The organism is Parazoarcus communis, assembly GCF_003111645.1.
Lineage (GTDB): Bacteria > Pseudomonadota > Gammaproteobacteria > Burkholderiales > Rhodocyclaceae > Parazoarcus > Parazoarcus communis_A.
In genome coordinates, this window is sequence record NZ_CP022187.1 from 480295 (window position 1) to 496992 (window position 16698).

General features: G+C 57.4%; 15 protein-coding genes. 10 read left to right on the top strand and 5 right to left on the bottom strand.

Annotation, left to right across the window (positions count from 1 at the left end; translation table 11 throughout):
- Window positions 1–99 precede the first annotated feature (99 nt).
- Complete coding sequence (locus CEW83_RS02355; protein ID WP_234418958.1) at window positions 100–1308, bottom strand: ATP-dependent helicase; 1209 nt, start codon at window positions 1306–1308, stop codon at window positions 100–102.
- 50 nt (window positions 1309–1358) lie between these two features.
- Window positions 1359–3149 (bottom strand): ATP-dependent nuclease, encoded by a 1791-nt coding sequence (locus CEW83_RS02360; protein WP_108947913.1) that lies wholly within the window; start codon window positions 3147–3149, stop codon window positions 1359–1361.
- Between the two features lie 659 nt (window positions 3150–3808).
- Between CEW83_RS02360 and CEW83_RS02370 the strand changes: the two genes are divergently transcribed.
- Together CEW83_RS02370 and CEW83_RS21725 are read left to right on the top strand one after the other, a co-directional pair.
- Window positions 3809–5344 carry a Shedu immune nuclease family protein gene (locus tag CEW83_RS02370; RefSeq protein WP_108947914.1) on the top strand — a complete coding sequence of 512 codons (1536 nt, stop codon included), beginning with the start codon at window positions 3809–3811 and terminating at the stop codon, window positions 5342–5344.
- A 496-nt stretch (window positions 5345–5840) separates the two neighbouring features.
- Window positions 5841–6074 carry an antitoxin Xre/MbcA/ParS toxin-binding domain-containing protein gene (locus CEW83_RS21725; protein ID WP_159099363.1) on the top strand — a complete coding sequence of 78 codons (234 nt, stop codon included), beginning with the start codon at window positions 5841–5843 and terminating at the stop codon, window positions 6072–6074.
- Window positions 6075–6142: 68 nt separating this feature from the next.
- Here CEW83_RS21725 and CEW83_RS02380 read toward each other — a convergent pair whose 3' ends face one another.
- Together CEW83_RS02380 and CEW83_RS02385 are read right to left on the bottom strand one after the other, a co-directional pair.
- Window positions 6143–6529: a VOC family protein gene (locus tag CEW83_RS02380; protein WP_108947916.1), complete on the bottom strand. Its 387-nt coding sequence runs from the start codon at window positions 6527–6529 to the stop codon at window positions 6143–6145.
- A 31-nt stretch (window positions 6530–6560) separates the two neighbouring features.
- Window positions 6561–8192, bottom strand: coding sequence for an ATP-dependent acyl-CoA ligase (locus CEW83_RS02385; RefSeq protein ID WP_108947917.1), 1632 nt, complete (start codon window positions 8190–8192; stop codon window positions 6561–6563).
- A gap of 193 nt (window positions 8193–8385) precedes the next feature.
- On the opposite strand from CEW83_RS02385, the gene CEW83_RS02390 reads away from it, so the two are divergent.
- Together CEW83_RS02390 and CEW83_RS02395 are read left to right on the top strand one after the other, a co-directional pair.
- Window positions 8386–9072 (top strand): TetR/AcrR family transcriptional regulator, encoded by a 687-nt coding sequence (locus tag CEW83_RS02390; protein WP_199915269.1) that lies wholly within the window; start codon window positions 8386–8388, stop codon window positions 9070–9072.
- A 139-nt stretch (window positions 9073–9211) separates the two neighbouring features.
- Window positions 9212–10792 carry a phytoene desaturase family protein gene (locus CEW83_RS02395; protein ID WP_108947918.1) on the top strand — a complete coding sequence of 527 codons (1581 nt, stop codon included), beginning with the start codon at window positions 9212–9214 and terminating at the stop codon, window positions 10790–10792.
- A gap of 41 nt (window positions 10793–10833) precedes the next feature.
- On the opposite strand, the gene CEW83_RS02400 is transcribed toward CEW83_RS02395, so the two are convergent.
- A complete protein-coding gene (locus CEW83_RS02400; protein ID WP_234418959.1) occupies window positions 10834–11529 on the bottom strand; it encodes a TetR/AcrR family transcriptional regulator in 696 nt (231 codons plus the stop codon).
- A gap of 176 nt (window positions 11530–11705) precedes the next feature.
- Between CEW83_RS02400 and CEW83_RS02405 the strand changes: the two genes are divergently transcribed.
- The 6 genes from CEW83_RS02405 to CEW83_RS02430 all read left to right on the top strand — a co-directional run bounded on the left by CEW83_RS02405 (window position 11706) and on the right by CEW83_RS02430 (window position 16678).
- Window positions 11706–12983 (top strand): cytochrome P450, encoded by a 1278-nt coding sequence (locus tag CEW83_RS02405; RefSeq protein WP_199915189.1) that lies wholly within the window; start codon window positions 11706–11708, stop codon window positions 12981–12983.
- A gap of 15 nt (window positions 12984–12998) precedes the next feature.
- Entirely contained in the window at window positions 12999–14030 is a 1032-nt protein-coding gene (locus CEW83_RS02410) for a hypothetical protein (protein WP_108947920.1), read from the top strand.
- A 40-nt stretch (window positions 14031–14070) separates the two neighbouring features.
- Window positions 14071–14427 carry a hypothetical protein gene (locus tag CEW83_RS02415; protein WP_108951145.1) on the top strand — a complete coding sequence of 119 codons (357 nt, stop codon included), beginning with the start codon at window positions 14071–14073 and terminating at the stop codon, window positions 14425–14427.
- Between the two features lie 85 nt (window positions 14428–14512).
- On the top strand, window positions 14513–14914 hold the full coding sequence (locus CEW83_RS02420) for a hypothetical protein (RefSeq protein ID WP_108947921.1): 402 nt from the start codon (window positions 14513–14515) through the stop codon (window positions 14912–14914).
- Between the two features lie 45 nt (window positions 14915–14959).
- The gene (locus CEW83_RS02425) at window positions 14960–15469 is read left to right on the top strand and encodes a carboxymuconolactone decarboxylase family protein (protein WP_234418960.1); all 510 of its coding nucleotides are present in this window, start codon (window positions 14960–14962) and stop codon (window positions 15467–15469) included.
- Window positions 15470–15529: 60 nt separating this feature from the next.
- Window positions 15530–16678 carry an MFS transporter gene (locus CEW83_RS02430; RefSeq protein WP_108947922.1) on the top strand — a complete coding sequence of 383 codons (1149 nt, stop codon included), beginning with the start codon at window positions 15530–15532 and terminating at the stop codon, window positions 16676–16678.
- The last annotated feature ends 20 nt before the right edge of the window (window positions 16679–16698 follow it).

Here is a 16698-nt window from a genome sequence, read left to right on the forward strand (position 1 = left end):
CTTTCCCTGCTGCCGGCTGGCAGGATCCGACCCAATCGTGCCGTTCGTCTGCCTAACCAGACCCATCGGACGCCTCGAAACGTGGGGCGGTTCAGTGCTTCACGCGAAGGGAGGCCGGCCCATATGGGCAGATGCCTGCACAAGAACAACGCATCGCTCTTTCGCGCGTGTCACTGCGTTATAGAGCAAACGCCTCTTCTGGTCGTCGCTGCCACCCACCGCTGCCGGCCAGAGAACAATGACGTTGTCAAATTCTCGGTTCTTGGCACCGTGAACCGTCATCCCCTTCCATCCACGAACTTCGCTTCTTCGAGATTGACGGCGCTGGGTAAAGGATTGCTCGACCAACTTTACGACCTCATCCTTTGAGAACTCCACCTTCGACCTGGTCCGACGTTGAATCTCCAGCCATTCGGTCACATCCCTGGCTGTTCTAGCGTCACCAGCAGCCGCGAGGACGGCTGCGATAGAAGGACCATCAGCTTGGTCCGCAAGTTGGATCGTTGCGAGATACTCGGTTGCAGCTTTTGCTTCAGACTGTTCCCACGGGATGCTGTACGGGCCTGCACCTTTTTTGGTCTTGTTCTCAGCGGCCCAGGCCAATGCAGCTATGGCAAAAGCTCTATGGGTTGGCGTGATGATTGCAACACTCTTGCCTCCGCCGTACCAGCGCAAATTGGAGTTGATCCATGCACCAGCCAGCGGTGGAGTCGAAGTTTGCGCAATCACGAAGAATTTCTCTGACTTAGGCGCTTCGCCGGCGCGAATCGCTCGAGCTGCATTGAGCAACTCATCGACCTTAGTCCGACGCGGCTGCGTAAGTTCTTCAGGCGCGCATACCAGAGAGAGCCACGCGCATGCCGGATTGGGTCGAAGCTCCTCACTGAGGCATTGAAACTCGTCGGCAGCAACGAAGACCTCCAACCTGTTGGCCAGACCTGCAACCATGCCAAGACGATTCACGGTCATGTCTTGGGCTTCGTCCACGACAAGGATAGGAAACGTCGCCGCCACCCAGTTTCGGACCTCCTTGACCTGCGCGAGGGCACTGGCAGCTTCACATACGCTTTCGTACTCACTCGGTGCGATGTTCACAAAGCCGAGAGCGGCGGCAAGCGAACGCCAACGCCGAACCAGACGCCATGCAAAGCTGTCAATAGTCGCGCATTCCGTTTTGCCCTTCAGGTTCTGAAGCATCCCGAGACGCTCTTCCAAACGCCTACGAGATCCATGCATGAATGTGAGCGCTAGGACTTTCTGACCGACTTGGAGAGGTGTTGCGTCCAGATACGCAGACAGCGATTCCATGAGTTTGTGGGTCTTGCCGCAACCAGCACCACCGGTGAACGCGCGGACCGTCACGGCTGAAACACCCACACTCCATGGGCTCCGCGAACAAAGTGCTGAGTCGTTTCATCGCCAGCACAAGCAGAAGCCAGACCGCTCAGCAGGTCTGCCGCCCGCTTCCTACAGGCTGGCGTCGTAGCAATGGCTTCGGCAAGACTTTCATAGGCGATGATGTCCATCTTCTTCGTCTTCAGGTACGCCACTACCGCCGCACTCGAAGCAGGAGGCTGCGGAGATATATCAGCCAGCTTTTCTACCACTGTCGGCTCGTCCGCACTGAGAATCCACCCGATGGCATCCTCAATCATTGCGCCGTCGTGCCAACGGATGATCGCACTTGGCGGCGCGGCGCCTTGCCTTAGTTGATCCGCATAGTCCAGTCCAGCTGCGTCGCCGTCGACCAGACAGCACACGCACTTGTGAAGCCGCCGCATCAGTTTGTGAGTTTCAATGACTTTCGCATCTTCTGTGGGAACCACGCCGACTTCGATGCCGAAGGGGCGCCTCATCGTGTCGATCCATCCTTCGGTCATCATCAAAGGCCTAAGGATGCAGCGCAGTAGTTGGAAATCGGCTCTGCCTTCTGGAACGAGGAGTGCAGGTTGCATCAATGCACTCAATACATCGATCCGGCTGTGTTGGAAGAACTTGCGTTTCCAGTTCGGAGCCGCCGCGGTGAGTGGGCTTGCCAGGAATGGCTCGGCTGAAAGAACGCCATCATGCTTCTTTAAGATCAGCACCGAGGTCGGATCTGCGATGCTGGCAACGAGCGGCGAATGGGTCGTCACGAAGGTCTGAGTGGACAGCGCTTGAACACGCTGAACCAAGCGCTGCTGTGCAGAAGGTGGGAGATGGACTTCCGGCTCCTCCAGAGCCATCAAAAACTCACCACCGCTTGCAGCGCGGGCGCGACCGAGTTCGAGCAGCAGTAGTAGGCCTTGCATGGACACCAGGCCGCTGCCCTGTCTCGCCGCGGGAATACTGAAGCCATCGGTTCCAGCAAAGTGAGCTGAAACTGCCTCCATCACAGACCGGCTGTCGGTGCTGGTGAGCCGCAACTGGACTTTCGGAGCATTCGGAAATGAAAGCGCAAGCTCGTTGTTCAGATTCTGGATCAGCGGTTGAATACCGGGATCAGCGTCGATTGGCTGAGCTGGCGCCCGCAGACGATCTCGTTCAGCGAGCAGTGCATCCGCAGGTTGAGCAGCTGCCGCCAACACGGTGCGCTTGAAGAGCTCGTTCCCCCATGAAAAGACTTTGTCCCAGGTCCGGCTCGCACGCACGAGATAGAAGCTCAGCTCCTGTATGAGCTTGCCTGGGACGGAGGCCGGTGCCTCATCTGCGAAAGGATCGATGGGTTCATCGTGGTCATAAAAGTAGCGCACGGTCTCCACTGCCAAGCTGTCCTGATCGAAGCGCGCTTGAACGCCGAGCTGACAGCACAGCTTCCACGCAGGGTTCTTGCGCGCGGGATGCACATGGCCTGTCACCTCGTCAAGCCATTTGACAACCGCCCTCTCATCACGAAACCACTGGCTACTCTGCTCTGGGTCGTCACCGGGAAAATCGGTGACCGTTGCTACGACTTTGATCCTATCGGCAGCCTGTGGGTTGGACCCGAAGAAGTCATGCTCGGTCAGTTCGCGAACAAGGCGATCTCTGCCAAGCACGAGAGTCAAAGCTTCGATCAGGGTAGTCTTGCCGGTGTTGTTGTCTCCGACAAGAACGGGATGTCTGCCGAACTGCACAAAGCCACTTCTTACGCCCCGAAAGTTCTCGATTCTCAAGTTGGCTATTCGCATTCTTCTCTTCCTTTTTGTGGGTGTTCAGACCCACGGACTCAGTCTTCCAAGTGCCTTTACTCGCTAGGAGACTTCCAGCGCCGATGGCCTCCGTGACGCTCAGTCAGGAGACCAGGGCGGGTATGGGCAAAGCCCTTCTCGCCACTGCGATTACGGACGGAGTCGAACCTGCCCGCAGCCTCAATCGTGCTGACCAATGGGGACTGGGGTTTCGATTTCAGGCAATGCGCGCCGCAAGCCTCCATCGCCGCCAACTGACGGTTGCGGCGCCAGAAAGCAGCCGTCGACCAATGGCGGCTACTGGCCGATAATACGCGTTGAGCATCATCCCCGATAGCTGCTGGCCGCCATGAGTTCCGGAATCAGGCTCCGATTAACACCAGGGAGCGATCATGGATCAGTGAACATTCGGAAGCTTGGAACAAGGGGACGTTGGTTGGGCAGAAGGCGTCACTCACGCCCAAAGACATCTGGGCCATCGGCATCCACCTGAAGAACGCTCACGCGGTGCGCGACTTTGGCCATGTTCAACCTCGCGATCGACAGCAAGCTTCGAGGCTGACCGCAACGGCAGACACCGTCAATGGACCAATCGCCGAAGCCCGTTGCTGGGAAAATCTGGGCAAAGACCTATTTGTCGATATAAACGAGGGACAACGGTGACGAAAAAGAACACAAGTCAGCCCGACAAACCAGAAGACATCGCAGAGGATTTCTTCGACAAGGAGACTGACCCGGCGCCTAAAGGTGGGCTCGGCGATGGCCTCGAGCTTAGCGCCAAACCCGACTCCGACGCCGAGGCGATGCTGGTGTCACTAAATCAGTGCATCTATGGCGGCGAAGACTGCGTCGAGATCTATGCACATGGCGAGGCCTATCCCAAAGACGGGACGGAGAAGACCCGGAAAACGGTGCTTCTCGCACGTGTGACCGAGCGCGCGCTCACCATGTTCCCGCTGGTTTCGGCCTCGTATCGGCCCACGTTCCTGACCCCGAAGTATGACGAGTTGACCACGATCACCGTGCTAGCCGAAGAGGGTGAGCCCTGGTGGCTGCCTGAGGACATCATGGACTTCGACGCCATGCTCGAAAGCCTGCCCACTGGCTTTGGTCGCCACGCCAAATACGGGCTGGGCTTTAAGTGGGAGTACCGACTGATCCCACTCGCAATCCTCGAAATGCACGGCATCACCGAGCTAGTGATCGAGCCGGGCAATGGCGCGTCAGCAGAGCTGCCCAAGTTCAAGCTGGGCATCGACCGGTTCTCGGCGATCAAACGATCCATCGACTCGATCACCACGCGCTCACGAGCGCGGTCGCTGCGCGAACGCCAGTTGCTTGCCTTTAATGAGTTGCTGCACGTTGCCGATCCAGCCCAGTTCGAGCGGCGTTTCCCCAAGGTGGCGCCCGGCGAAATCTATGAGTTGGTCAAGCTAGGCGGGCGCGCGCAGAACCGCAGCCCCGGCGACCGCCTCGCGGCGGCCACGGTCATCCGCGATGACGCAGCCAAGATTGCCGCGGATCAGCCGTCGCAATTGCTGGAGCTCAAGGCAGTCATTGAGCAGGTTACGTTGAAGGAACTGATCGCCAAGATCGAAGACATGCTCAGCAAGAACCTGCCCGAGCCGAAGTGGCAAGCATTCTTCAAGGCCAACCCCTTCGTCCTGGGGCTAGCATTCCCCCATCCGGTGATCATGATTCAAGACCAGGCGCACGTCGGCGGCACGATGCTGCGTGGCGCTGGCGAGAGCATCGTGGATTTCTTGTTCGCACAGAGGTTTACCGGCAGCCTCGCCCTCATTGAGATCAAGCGCCCTGCGACCAAGCTAATTGAGACCAAGACATTCCGAGGCGACCTGCATGCGCCACACAAGGACTTGACCAGCACGATGGCGCAAGTGCTCGACCAACGCTTCCAGCTCTTGAACAACTTCGCAGCTAAGTCCCATGACCCCGGGCTCAAAGACACGCACGTTTCAGCGGTCCACTGCATCGTGATTGCCGGCACAGCGCCGACCGCGATCCAAGAAAAGCGCTCGCTGGACCTGTTCCGCCACTCCTCAAGGGACGTGGTTGTAGTCACGTTCGACGAACTACTGGACAAGCTGCGCGAGATTTTGCGCCTGATGACCGCGGGGGTGCCTGGACCTGCGCCGACTCCCGCCCCACCGGCAGATAACAATGACCTCTTTTGACGCCGATTCGACAGGTCGGCAAGCCCCCCCGATGACGAGCCAAAGCGCGTATCACCAAATCACAACGGGAGTTGGCTTTCACCGATGTTTGAAATGAGAAGCTGCTGCTTGGTAGTGCCAGCTATTGAATGTCCGGTAACTGGTGCAGTTCAGCCCGATTCCGCGCCTTAGGCCAAGGGCCGCTCCGGCCGATCAGCAGACCTTGGGCTGCGTACGAGGTCCCATTTGCATCAGTCCTCGTACCGTTCATAGGGCTTATATGCGGCGGTTGGCAACAACCTTTTCATCCCGTTCTGGGACCACAATGAAACAAATATGTGTTTGCCAATGTGAGTGTTTGTTGAGATGCTTTTCTAATGATTTCAGTACCTTGTTTGAAGCTCTTTGCAAACACGCCGGCTTGTGATCAAGACGCTACCGGTTGGTAGCCCCTCGGGCTGTAACTAGGATGTGTCTACGAGATACTGCAGCGATGAAACTTACGAGGAGGCGTGCCATGGACTGTGAGACGCTGCCTGATTTCTCAAGGCTATCGGAGGACGAACGTGCGTCGTATATCGACGAACTTGCGCACGATGTATGGTCTGACTCGGACGCTGCGGTGCAGTATCTGACGACGCCATCGAAACACTTTGGGGGAGTGTCGCCGGTAGATATTTCAAGATCGTCAGACGGTGCGAGCAAGGTATGTATTCAGCTGTTCAGGCTCTATTACGGTATTTTTCAGTGAGTGCTGATCTGATTTGTATTTCCTGAAGCAACGTACCTTGAGTCGAGTTCGGTAGCTCTCCTCTGGTTTCATGCCTCTGGCTCTCGGCAGGAGGCCACCACCTTGTTGCCGTCCAGATCGAGGATGTAGGCGGCGTATGCGTTTGGCGCGAATGGGCGTGGCCCTGGGGCGCCTGCATCGGTTGCGCCGAGCTCCATGGCACGTCGATGAAACTCTCTGATCGACGAACGGTCTGGCGCCAACAGGCCAATGGTTGTGCCGTTGCCATGGCTTGCTGTATTTCCGTCGCGTGGGTAGAGGACGATGAACTGGGGGTGCTCGTGACCCCAAGCGCAAGCCTTGCCTTCAACATGCATTAAACGCTTCATGTGCAGTGGTTCGAGTACGGCATCGTAAAACACCCTGGCACGCTCGAGGTCCGAAGTGCCAAGGGTTACATGGGTAAAAATGCTCATGATCGATTCCTTTGTGCGGGCGTCGTCGCAACTATCGTTTGCTGACCTTGATGTCAGTCGTTTCAAGGTCCCAAGTGTTCGGGGTCTTTCCTTCGTCTCTCAATTGATACTTGAGAACGCGACCCTGCGGATTCTTGGGCATTGAGTCGCGGAACTCGATATAGCGGGGCAGGGCGTAATAGGGAACGGAATCGACGGCCCATTTGAACAGGTCTTCTGGGCTCAGAGCACAGCCTGGTTTGAGGATGGCAGTGACTTTGACGTCGTCTTCGCCTTTGTCCGATGGAACAGCGTGAACCGCGACTTCCTCTATTGAGGGATGAGCGGCGAAGGCTGCCTCCATTTCGAAGCTGGAGATATTTTCCCCACGACGCCGCAGGTAGTCCTTTTTGCGGTCGACAAAATAGAAGAAACCTTCGTCGTCGAATTTTCCGATGTCGCCCGTGTGGAACCACATGTTGCGCATCAGCTTCATCGTGTCGGCAGGACGTCCCCAATATCCCATGAACATGATATCTGGGCGCTGGGGTCTGACGACGATCTCGCCCGGCGTGTTGGCGGGTAGTTCGCGGTCGAGGTCGTCAACGATGCGCACATCGAAATCCGCAATGCGCTTGCCTGACGAGCCTGGCGCTGCATATTCGCCACCAGGCAGCGATGTGATCACGCTTGCCTCGGTGAGGCCGTAGCCGTTGCCCCCCACTTGCTTTGCGCCAAAGCGCTCACGCCAGATTCGCTTCGAGTCCTCTGTAAATGGGTTTCCTCTGACGGTGTGGATCTGGCCGAAACAGCGTTTCATGGACTCGTTGTCGGGTGCCAGGGCGAGCAGACCACCCATACCTCCGAGGATTGACGCGATGGTGGCGCCGCTGCGCTCGACCTCCTGCCAGAAATTCGATACCGAGAATCGCTGTACGATTGCAACTCGCGCACCAACCATGATGTTCGACAGAATTCCAACGCACAGCGCGTTCATATGGAATAGCGGAAGCGGTGTGATCGTCACATCGTTCTCTGTAGCTGGACCTGCACGCAATTGAAGGCGCGCAAGATTACACATGTAGTTGTAGCTGAGCATGCACCCTTTGGAAGGTCCGGTTGTTCCAGACGTATAGACGATGCATGCAAGCTCCCAAGGGTTGGGCTTGGTTTCGATTGGAGTTTGGTCTGAACCGCGATGCTCATCCAGCGGTGCCATCTGAATTGAGCAGGGCGGAAGCTCGGTTGCGACGCCTCGGTACAGGATTAGACGCACATCTGACAGCCCGTCTGCCACCTGTGCAATCCGCTCAAGATAGGCCGCTTCGCAAATGACGATGGCAGCTTTGGAATCGGCGATCTGGTGGCGCAGGAACTCGCCTCGAAGAGCCGTGTTGACTGGCACGCTTACGGCACACAGTTTGTTGATCGACAACCAGCTGGTAACCGCGTCGATGTTGTTGTCGAGCATGCTCAGCACTGTATCGCCAGACTTGACGCCGAGCGTTGCGAGCGAGTTTGCAAAACACGTAGAAAGCTGATCTAGCTCGCCGTAGGTGAATAGCTCGCCACCGAAATCGAGCAGAACCCGGTCAGAGTGTGCGGCGACTGCGCGATCCAGCGCAGCAATTACCGTATCTTGCTGACCAACCGACCATGATTCCGGATTACCCATGCCTGCCATGCTCTCGTCTCCTGTGCCCAAGGGATGCCCTACCGGGCTTTGCGTGCCGTTAGAATGATTTTGGATGCAAAACATAAACATAAAACGTAAAACTGTCAAACAAACAACGGAAAGACTTCGGTCGCCTGGGCGAAGTGATGCCTCGCTTTCGCGAGAAGGCTACAATCCGGCTATGAAAAAGGGAGACGTAGCAATGGAGGATGTGAGCGCGATGCCTGAGGGTGACGTAGCGCCGAAGAGCGCGCGCACGAGAAAGGCCTCTGGCGCGGACGCGGGGACTGGCAAGGTGCGGGCGGTACGCCGGAATCGGCGATCCGACAGCACCATTCAAACAATTCTTGCTGCTGCAGAAGAAGTGATTCTGCAGTCAGGGGCGGATCGAATCTCCATACTCGACGTCTGTGTCCAAGCGGGGATTTCCCGCGGTACGTTCTACCGCTATTTTTCCTCACAAGAAGACTTGCTTGATGCTTTTTCGCGCCACAAGCGCGACCGCTTTCATAAGGCCCTTGGTGAGGCGCTTGAGCCCTACGTCGACCCCGATGAGCGCTTTGAGGCGGTAGTCCGCTTTATCGATGACTACCTCGAGAACAGCCGCTCAAGGCGCCTGCTGATTGTTGCACCTGAGTATGCGATGCGCTGGTTTCAGCGCATCTTCCATGACTCGGTTGTCCGTTTCCAGGATGCGCTAAGTCTCGTATTTGATGCTTGGGAGACCCGGGCAGGAATCGTTCTTGATCGTGAGCTTGTTTGCGAACTCCTTGTTCGCTACATCCTCAGTGAGCAACTTGTTCCCGCTGGTCCCGAGCGGAAAAATCTGCCACGTCGTCTTGAGCGGCTTGCCTCCATGTTGATGTCGGGGCGTATTGCACGACGCTGACGTCTGTCTGAAGGGCGCTTTGACTTGACGTCAAACCGAACTTCTTTGTCCCTTCCGCTGGCGTGCTTCAATCTTTATTGCATGTTCAATCGAACACTGCCATCAAAGAAGAAGATCCGGCCCCCCGGAAGGAGACTGCATGAATACGTCCAACCAGTACGACGTGGCAATTGTCGGTGGTGGTCACAATGGCTTGTCTGCCGCCTGTTATTTGGCTGAGGCAGGCAAGCGCGTGATCGTCATAGAGGCCCGAGACAAAGTCGGAGGGATGGCCTCCAGTGGTTACCTCATTCCCGAGGCGCCGCAACACCTGATTCATCCATGCGCACTCGACCTGATGTCGTTGCGTGTTCATCCAATGATGCCTCAGGAGTTGCAGCTTGAGCGGCATGGATTTCGTCAGGTCGAGATGTCGCCGGGTTACGTCTACGCGCATCCAGACGGCAGTTCTCTGATTTTCTGGCGAGACCCGGCGCAGACCGCAAATGAGATCGCACGCTATTCGGCGCACGATGCCGAGGAATTTCTGTCATTAATGACACTGGTCAATGCTTTTGTCGACATGGCCGTGCCCATGATGCGTGTTGATCCGATGCAGCGGAATTTCAGAGCAAAGTGGCAGGCTCTTAAGGCCGTGCTACGAAATCGTCATCTCAAGCCTGAGATCATGGCGCTGGTTGGTAGTCCGGCTTACACCTCGATCATGGAGCGCTTTGAGCATCCCGTCGTGCAATCGGCATTGTGCTGTTTGCTTGGCGCGGCGGGGCCGATCGCCAACGAGGCGACTGGGATTTACTTCGCTTTGCTCGGATTCATTCATCGCTTCGGTCTTGGACGCGCTGTGGGCGGCATGCAGACGCTGTCGAATGCGCTGGGTGCGCGGTTGGCCGAGCTTGGTGGTGAGATCATACTTTCTGCACCAGTCGCTGAAATCGTCGCGGAAGGTGGCAAGGCGACCGGTGTCCGGCTGAAGGACGGGCGCCTCATTAAGGCCCGTGCCGTGGTTGCGTCGATTCATCCCAAGATGGCGCTGGAGATGGTTACTCCGGGAGCGCTCGACCGTCGCACGTTGACGCGGGTTGCGCTGGCCCCGTCGAACGCGCATGGTGCATCCCCGCTAAAGGTCGATGTCGCGCTCAACGGACTGGTTAGCTATCAACGTCTCGAAGCAAAACGGAACGATGGGATCAGCTTGCGCAAGTGCGTGATTCTGATCGGTACCTCGGAAGGCGTGCTGGACAACTTCCGCTGCGCGGCTCGCGGAGAGGTCTCGAATCAGCCGTACATGTGGGTTACGGCCCCCACTGCCGTTGATCCGACACAGGCACCGCAAGGACAGGATGTCGCCTACCTCTACCCCGTCGCCATGCCGGTCGAGCCGCGTGAGGGCTGGGAGGTTCTTCGCGACACGGTTGCGCAGCAGGTGGTGGATCAGGCTGCCAACTACATGGAAGGCCTTAAGGAGTTCGAAATCGCCCGACGCATCGAAGCCGCACCGGATTTGGCCGCAAGGCTAAATGTACATCGTGGTTGTGTCGTGCATATCGACACCAGTACGACCCGGTCTTCATCAATGCGCCCTGCTGCGGGTCTTGGTGGCGACACCTTGCCCATCGCAGGTTTGTTTCTCGGCGGCGCGGGTATTCATCCTGGTGGCGGGGTCAACGGATTGCCCGGCCGTATTGCCGCTGGTCGTGTGAAGCGGTTCCTGGCTGCTTGATCCTCGGTGTGCCCGTACGGCGGAGGTGTGGCGGTTTCAGATCAGTTCCGCTGCTCGGGTGGCAGAGGACGCTTTAGTGAATGGCAGTCACTGCGCTTTGCCTCGATTGCAGCCATTACGAAATCCACCGAATAGCGCCGCCAGATGTCGGCATCCTCGTCGCGGTTTAAATCGAGTCCGCACAGGGTCGCTACCGTGTAGCGACTCACGTAGGCGCTTGTCGTTGTTTGCACCGCGGCAGCGAGGAAGAGGTCTGGATCGACATCCGACCGAAACTCGCCGGCCCTGACACCACGCTCGATGGTGTCGCGCATCTTTTCTTTCAGCTTGGGAGCGAGATCCGTAAAGCTGTTGCGCGGTGTGATGTGATTCTCGTGATAGCGAATTCCCTCTTGGGCGAGTGCGCTCAGCATTGGATCGCTATAGGGGCTGATCATGTGATTGAGTAACGTGCGCAGCGCCTCTCGCGGCGGAAACTGGTCCAGTTCGATGGCGACCAGATCGATCATAGTTGTTGCCGATGATTCGTCAAGCACGCACGCAAAAAGCTCCTCTTTGCTTCGGTAGTAGTGATAGACGAGTTGCTTTGTCACGCCCGCGGCCTGAGCGATGTCATCGATACGCGCATCTGCAAGGCCTTTGGCCGCAAAGGCCTGGCGCGCCGCTTCCGCAATTCGTCTCAGCGTCTCGCGTTTGTCGGGGGATGGACGCTCTGACGGCTTGCCTGAGTTTGTCATGGGATTCTGAAAGGGTAGGACATAAGGACAAGCGTAACGCACTTGACTCGAGGTCAAACGAAGCGCGGCCCAGATTCAGTCTTGGTGGACGATCTCACGATAACATGTGATCAGAAACTAAAAAAATGATCATATTTTACGGCCCAGTGCCATGTGAGCATAACAAGGAGACTGAATTGAGCAGCGATCTGAACGACCTCGACCTGAAGAGTGCCTATACGGCTGTTTCCGACACCTACAAGGGTACTGGAGACATCCACGCAGCCTGCCGCGAGATGCGTGACAAGTCTCCGATTTTTGTGGGTGACTTCATCAAGCAGTTTGGCGTGCCAACCAATGCGGGTTTGCAGCAGGGTACGCGTCCGACCTTCGCGCTTTTTCGTTATCACGATGTGATGAATGTGTTGCGTGATGCGACCACATACACAAACAGCTTCATTCTCGAGGGCTTGGGCGCTGCCTTCAGCGACGGTCTGTTCATTCTAGGCATGGACGGAGAGGCACACCGTCGCGTTCGCGCGCTGTTGCAGCCCGCGTTCATGCCCGACACCGTGAACAAGTGGCGTGACACGATGGAAACGCTGATCAGGAAGGATTTTCTGGAGCCACTCGTGCCACAGAAAAAGGCCGATCTGATGGAGTTCGGGCTCTACTTTCCTATCCGCATCATGTACGCCCTGATGGGCTTTCCGACCCAGGATACCGACAAGTACAAGAAGTACGCCGCCTGGACGCTGGCAATGGTCGGTGGGAATCAGATTGACCCGACCAAGGTGGAAGAGGCCCGCCGTAATGCTGGCACTGCAGCCAAGATGCTCTACGACTCAATCATGGAGGTCGTTGTTGCACGGCGTGCCGCAGGCAGCCAGGGTGACGACCTGATCGGCCGCTTGCTGCGTGCGGAATACGAGGGCGAGGGGCTCGACGACCATCAGGTCGTTACCTTCGTGCGCTCGCTACTGCCTGCGGCGGGCGAGACCACGACGCGTACCCTGGGGTCGGTGCTGACCTTGCTGTTCAACACACCGGGCACGCTTGAGCGCATCAAGGCGGATCGCAGCCTGGTGCCCAAGCTGATCGACGAGACCATCCGCTACGAGCCACTGGCAACGTTCAAGGTGCGCGAGGTCGCCAAGGACGTGGAGTTCTACGGCGTGAAGATTCCAAAGGGTTCTTTCGTGCAGTGTCTGGTTGTCTCGGCGAACCACGACGGCGAGATTTTCGAGAACCCGGATGTGTTTGATATTGATCGCAAGCAGAAACCTAGTTTCGGCTTCGGGTTTGGGCCGCATATGTGCATCGGTCAGTTTGTTGCTAAGGTCGAGATCGCCTGTGCGATCAACTCTATCCTCGACCTCTTCCCTAACATTCGACTTGATCCTGACATGCCGCCGCCGGTGATCGAGGGTGCCCAGTTGCGTGGCGCATCCCATGTGCACGTGATCTGGGATTGAGGCAGGAAGCGGCCCATGAGAACCTTCAAGACAATCCCTCAGCGAGGCGACTTCGCTTATCAATGCCTGGTTGCCCCGCAAAAGGTGAGCGGAACCAAGCTGGCGGACCTACGAGACCATTTCGGGCTAAAGCTCACAAAGCACATGCCGTTCGGTAGCGTACGGGACGAGGAGGGGCATATCTACTCAGTCGTGCGCGCGGTCAATGCTCCCAACAGCACGCCGAATCCGACCAAATTCATTTACCAGTCGACACGGATTGATAACGCCCATATCCGCGTGGACAAGGAACGGATCGCACCGCGGGCGATGACAATGTTTCCCAAGCGCTGGCTCGAAGGCGATACGGCGTGCTGGTCGAGCATTGACGGAGAGCCGGGTGAGCCGTGGCTGATCACCGCTTCCGGGGAGCGTTTCAGCTGGAAGGAGGACGGCCTCCTCGACATCGCCGGCTCGCTGATCGGAAATGGAATGCAGTGGTATTTACCCGGTGAGCATTGGGGCACCTTCTACGTATCACAACTCTACGATGTGGCTGGTACTTGCGAAGGACGCCCTGTGAAGGGGGTGATCGCGCTCGATCAGGCTTGGATGGCAGAGGGAGGCGCCATTCACTTCCAGAAAGACCTTGTAGTGAACAACAAGATGCACGTCATCTGGTGGAGTTTTGCCACAATTTACACGGACGGCAGTTGGGATGCGGGCTCGTTCATGGTGGGCCATGACAATCTCGGCTATGCAATCTTCCAGAATGATCGCGGCGAGGTGTACTGCACGACCGACATCGAGGGCGAAGTGCGACACAAGGACGGCAGCTACTTTGCCGAATACGCCCGTATCGTTGTCGATGGCAAGGAAGCGTGGGAGTTTTTACCCGATCCGAAGGGAGAGATGATGGATTTCGTCGGAGGCTTTCCCATCACCGCGCAGCAGGAGGGGCGATGGCGAAAAGTAGGTGACGAGCGCGAGCCCGATCGCTGGATGGCCTGGGGCGAATCGGATCGTCGAAATGGTTCGGCACGTAACCGGTATGGATGCGATCTCTGAGCTGCGATACCCCCTTCTCAACCCACTGACAGGACTGGACATGAGTATCGACGCGAACGCAATTGAGCACTTCATTCACACGCAGATTTCCTGCTGGAATCGTAATGATAAAGACGGCTTTCTTGCTGCCTATCGTGAAGCCGCTCCGGGAGGCCTGTCGATCGAGTATGTCGGCCGTCCGGCAGCAGACGGCTGGGCAGTTCTTGAGGGCATGTGGGAGCAGCAGAATGCAAAGATCGAGATTGAAGAGGTCACGATGATCGTGAATGCCAACGAAGCAGCCTGCCATAACCGGAACAAGGTGAAGGGTGCGAGCATGGCCATCGAGACTATCGAGGTCTATCGGTTTGGCGAGGACGGCACACTTTCCGTTCGCTACTTCATTCGTCACCCATGATCTGGGCGCTATCGACAGGCACGTCTGCGTCAGATAAAGTTGTACACAAAAATATAAAGTGATCAATAAAAAGGAGGCCTCAGCGATGGGACGTGTGGACCCCGCAGCAATCGAGCGCTTCATGCGCGGTCAGGTGACGTGCTGGAACGCCCACGACAAGCCTGGTTTCATGGCGCACTATCGCTCAGTCGCATCAGAGGCGCTCGATATTGCATACGCCGGACGTGACGAACAGCAGGACGGGTGGTTTGTCATCGAGGAGATGTGGGACAAGCACAACGAGCGCTTCGAGCTTGAGGTGCTCAACACCATCATCAACGGCGACGATGTCGCGGTACATCATCGCAACTGCATCCGTGGCACTGATCTAGTGATCGAGAGCATCGAAACCTACCGCTTCTCGCCTGGCAGGCTCTCGGTGTGCTATTTCCTCCAGCCGCCGTCGAGCGCAGAAGTCGATCTCGCGCAATTCCGCGGATTTGCCTGACGCTACACTGCTTGACTCAGGCCTCCATTCTTGCAGGAGAAATCTGTGGCGCGTATTCCGCCTGTTCCACTCGACGAGTTGCCGCCCGCACTTGCGGACGCTGTCGCGAAAGGTCTTGCAAACCGGATGCTGAGCTCCCCTGTGCCAGTGCAAGTCTGGGCGCATCGCCCTGACATTGCGCAGGCTTGGCTTGCGGCACTTGAGACAATGCATTTGCACGGAGTACTTGATGCGCGTCTAAGGGAGTTGGTGCGGCTGAGGATCGCTGCAATCACGACATGTAAAGCCTGCCAGGTCGCGCGGAAAAACGATGATGTGAGCGAGGAGGATATTTCGTGCCTCGGCAGCGACGATCCGCGCTTCTCTCCGACAGAGCAGGTCGCGTTGCGTTATGCCGAACTCTTTGCCGGTGACTATCTGTCGATCGACTATTCCATCTTCAAGCGATTGGGTGAGCATTTCACGGCAGCCGAGATTGTCGAACTCAACATGTTCTGCGCACTGATGCTGGCCGGAGGACGCATGACCTACGTTCAGCAGGCCTACGAGGAATGATGTGATGAGCGCTGCCGCGTGAATGCAGAGCCCGCGGAGCTGACTACTGATAGCAACCCCATGCGCGGTGCGCTCTTTGCCTTGATCGTTTGCCAGGTAGGTCTGCATGCGTGCCTGCAGGGTGCTCGTCTGGCGGTTCCGCTCTCGGTTCTGCGAATGGGCCATGACGCATGGTCGGTTGGCGTGGTGATGATGATGTTCGCCATTATTCCGGCCCTCTTTGCGATTTCGGCCGGACGTCTTGCGGATCGTCGGGGTTATCACTTTCCTGTCCGGATCGCAGCCGCACTCTCGCTCAGTGGCACTGTGATCGGCGCGTTGATGCCGAGTTTTGCCGGGCTATGCACTGCGGCTGCACTATGCGGAGGTGGCGCCGGCTTCGGCATGATCGCAATTCAACGTACGGCAAGCCGGTTTGCGCGCAACGACGCGGACCGGTTGCGGGTGTTCAGCTGGATTGCCTTGGCTCCCGCGCTTGCTGCACTGCTTGGCCCGCTGCTGGCGGGCACGTTGATCGATCACTTCGGCTTCCGTATTGCCTTCGTCGGTCTTGCCATGCTGCCGGTGATTTCGCTCCTTGTTACGTGCGCCGTTCCACATGAAGTGCCGGTCGCCATCGATGCCAGCGTACGGAAAAAGTATTCGGTGCGAGAGCTACTGAGAATGCCTGGTTTCGCACGTCTGCTATTCATAAACTGGCTTGTTTCCGCAAGTTGGGATGTGCACGGCTTTGCCCTTCCCGTGCTTGGCGTGGAGCGCGGCCTGAGTGCATCGACCTTGGGCGCGGTGCTTGCTGCTTACGCTGTGGCCTCGATGGCAGTGCGCCTGGTAATTCCGTTCATTGCGGAGCACCTTCCTCGCCGTCACCTGCTCCCCGGCGCGCTGGCATTGACCTGTCTTGTGTTTGCCCTCTATCCCTTGCTCGAAAGTGCATGGGCGATGGCGGGCTGTGCGGCAGTGCTGGGGATCGCATTAGGCGCGATTCAACCGGCGATTCTGACCACTCTGCACAATGTTACGCCACGACAGCATCACGGTGAGGCACTCGCGCTGCGCTCGATGTCCGTTCATTTGTCGATGATGGGGATGCCGCTGATCTTTGGCCTGATCGGCGCGAGCGTCGGTGCGGCTGCGCTGTTCTGGGTGATGGCGGTTTCACTCGGTATTGGCAGCCTGGAGGCCCGGCGCCTTGCGGCAGCACATGACTAGGGCAGGTTAGCGGAGGCGGA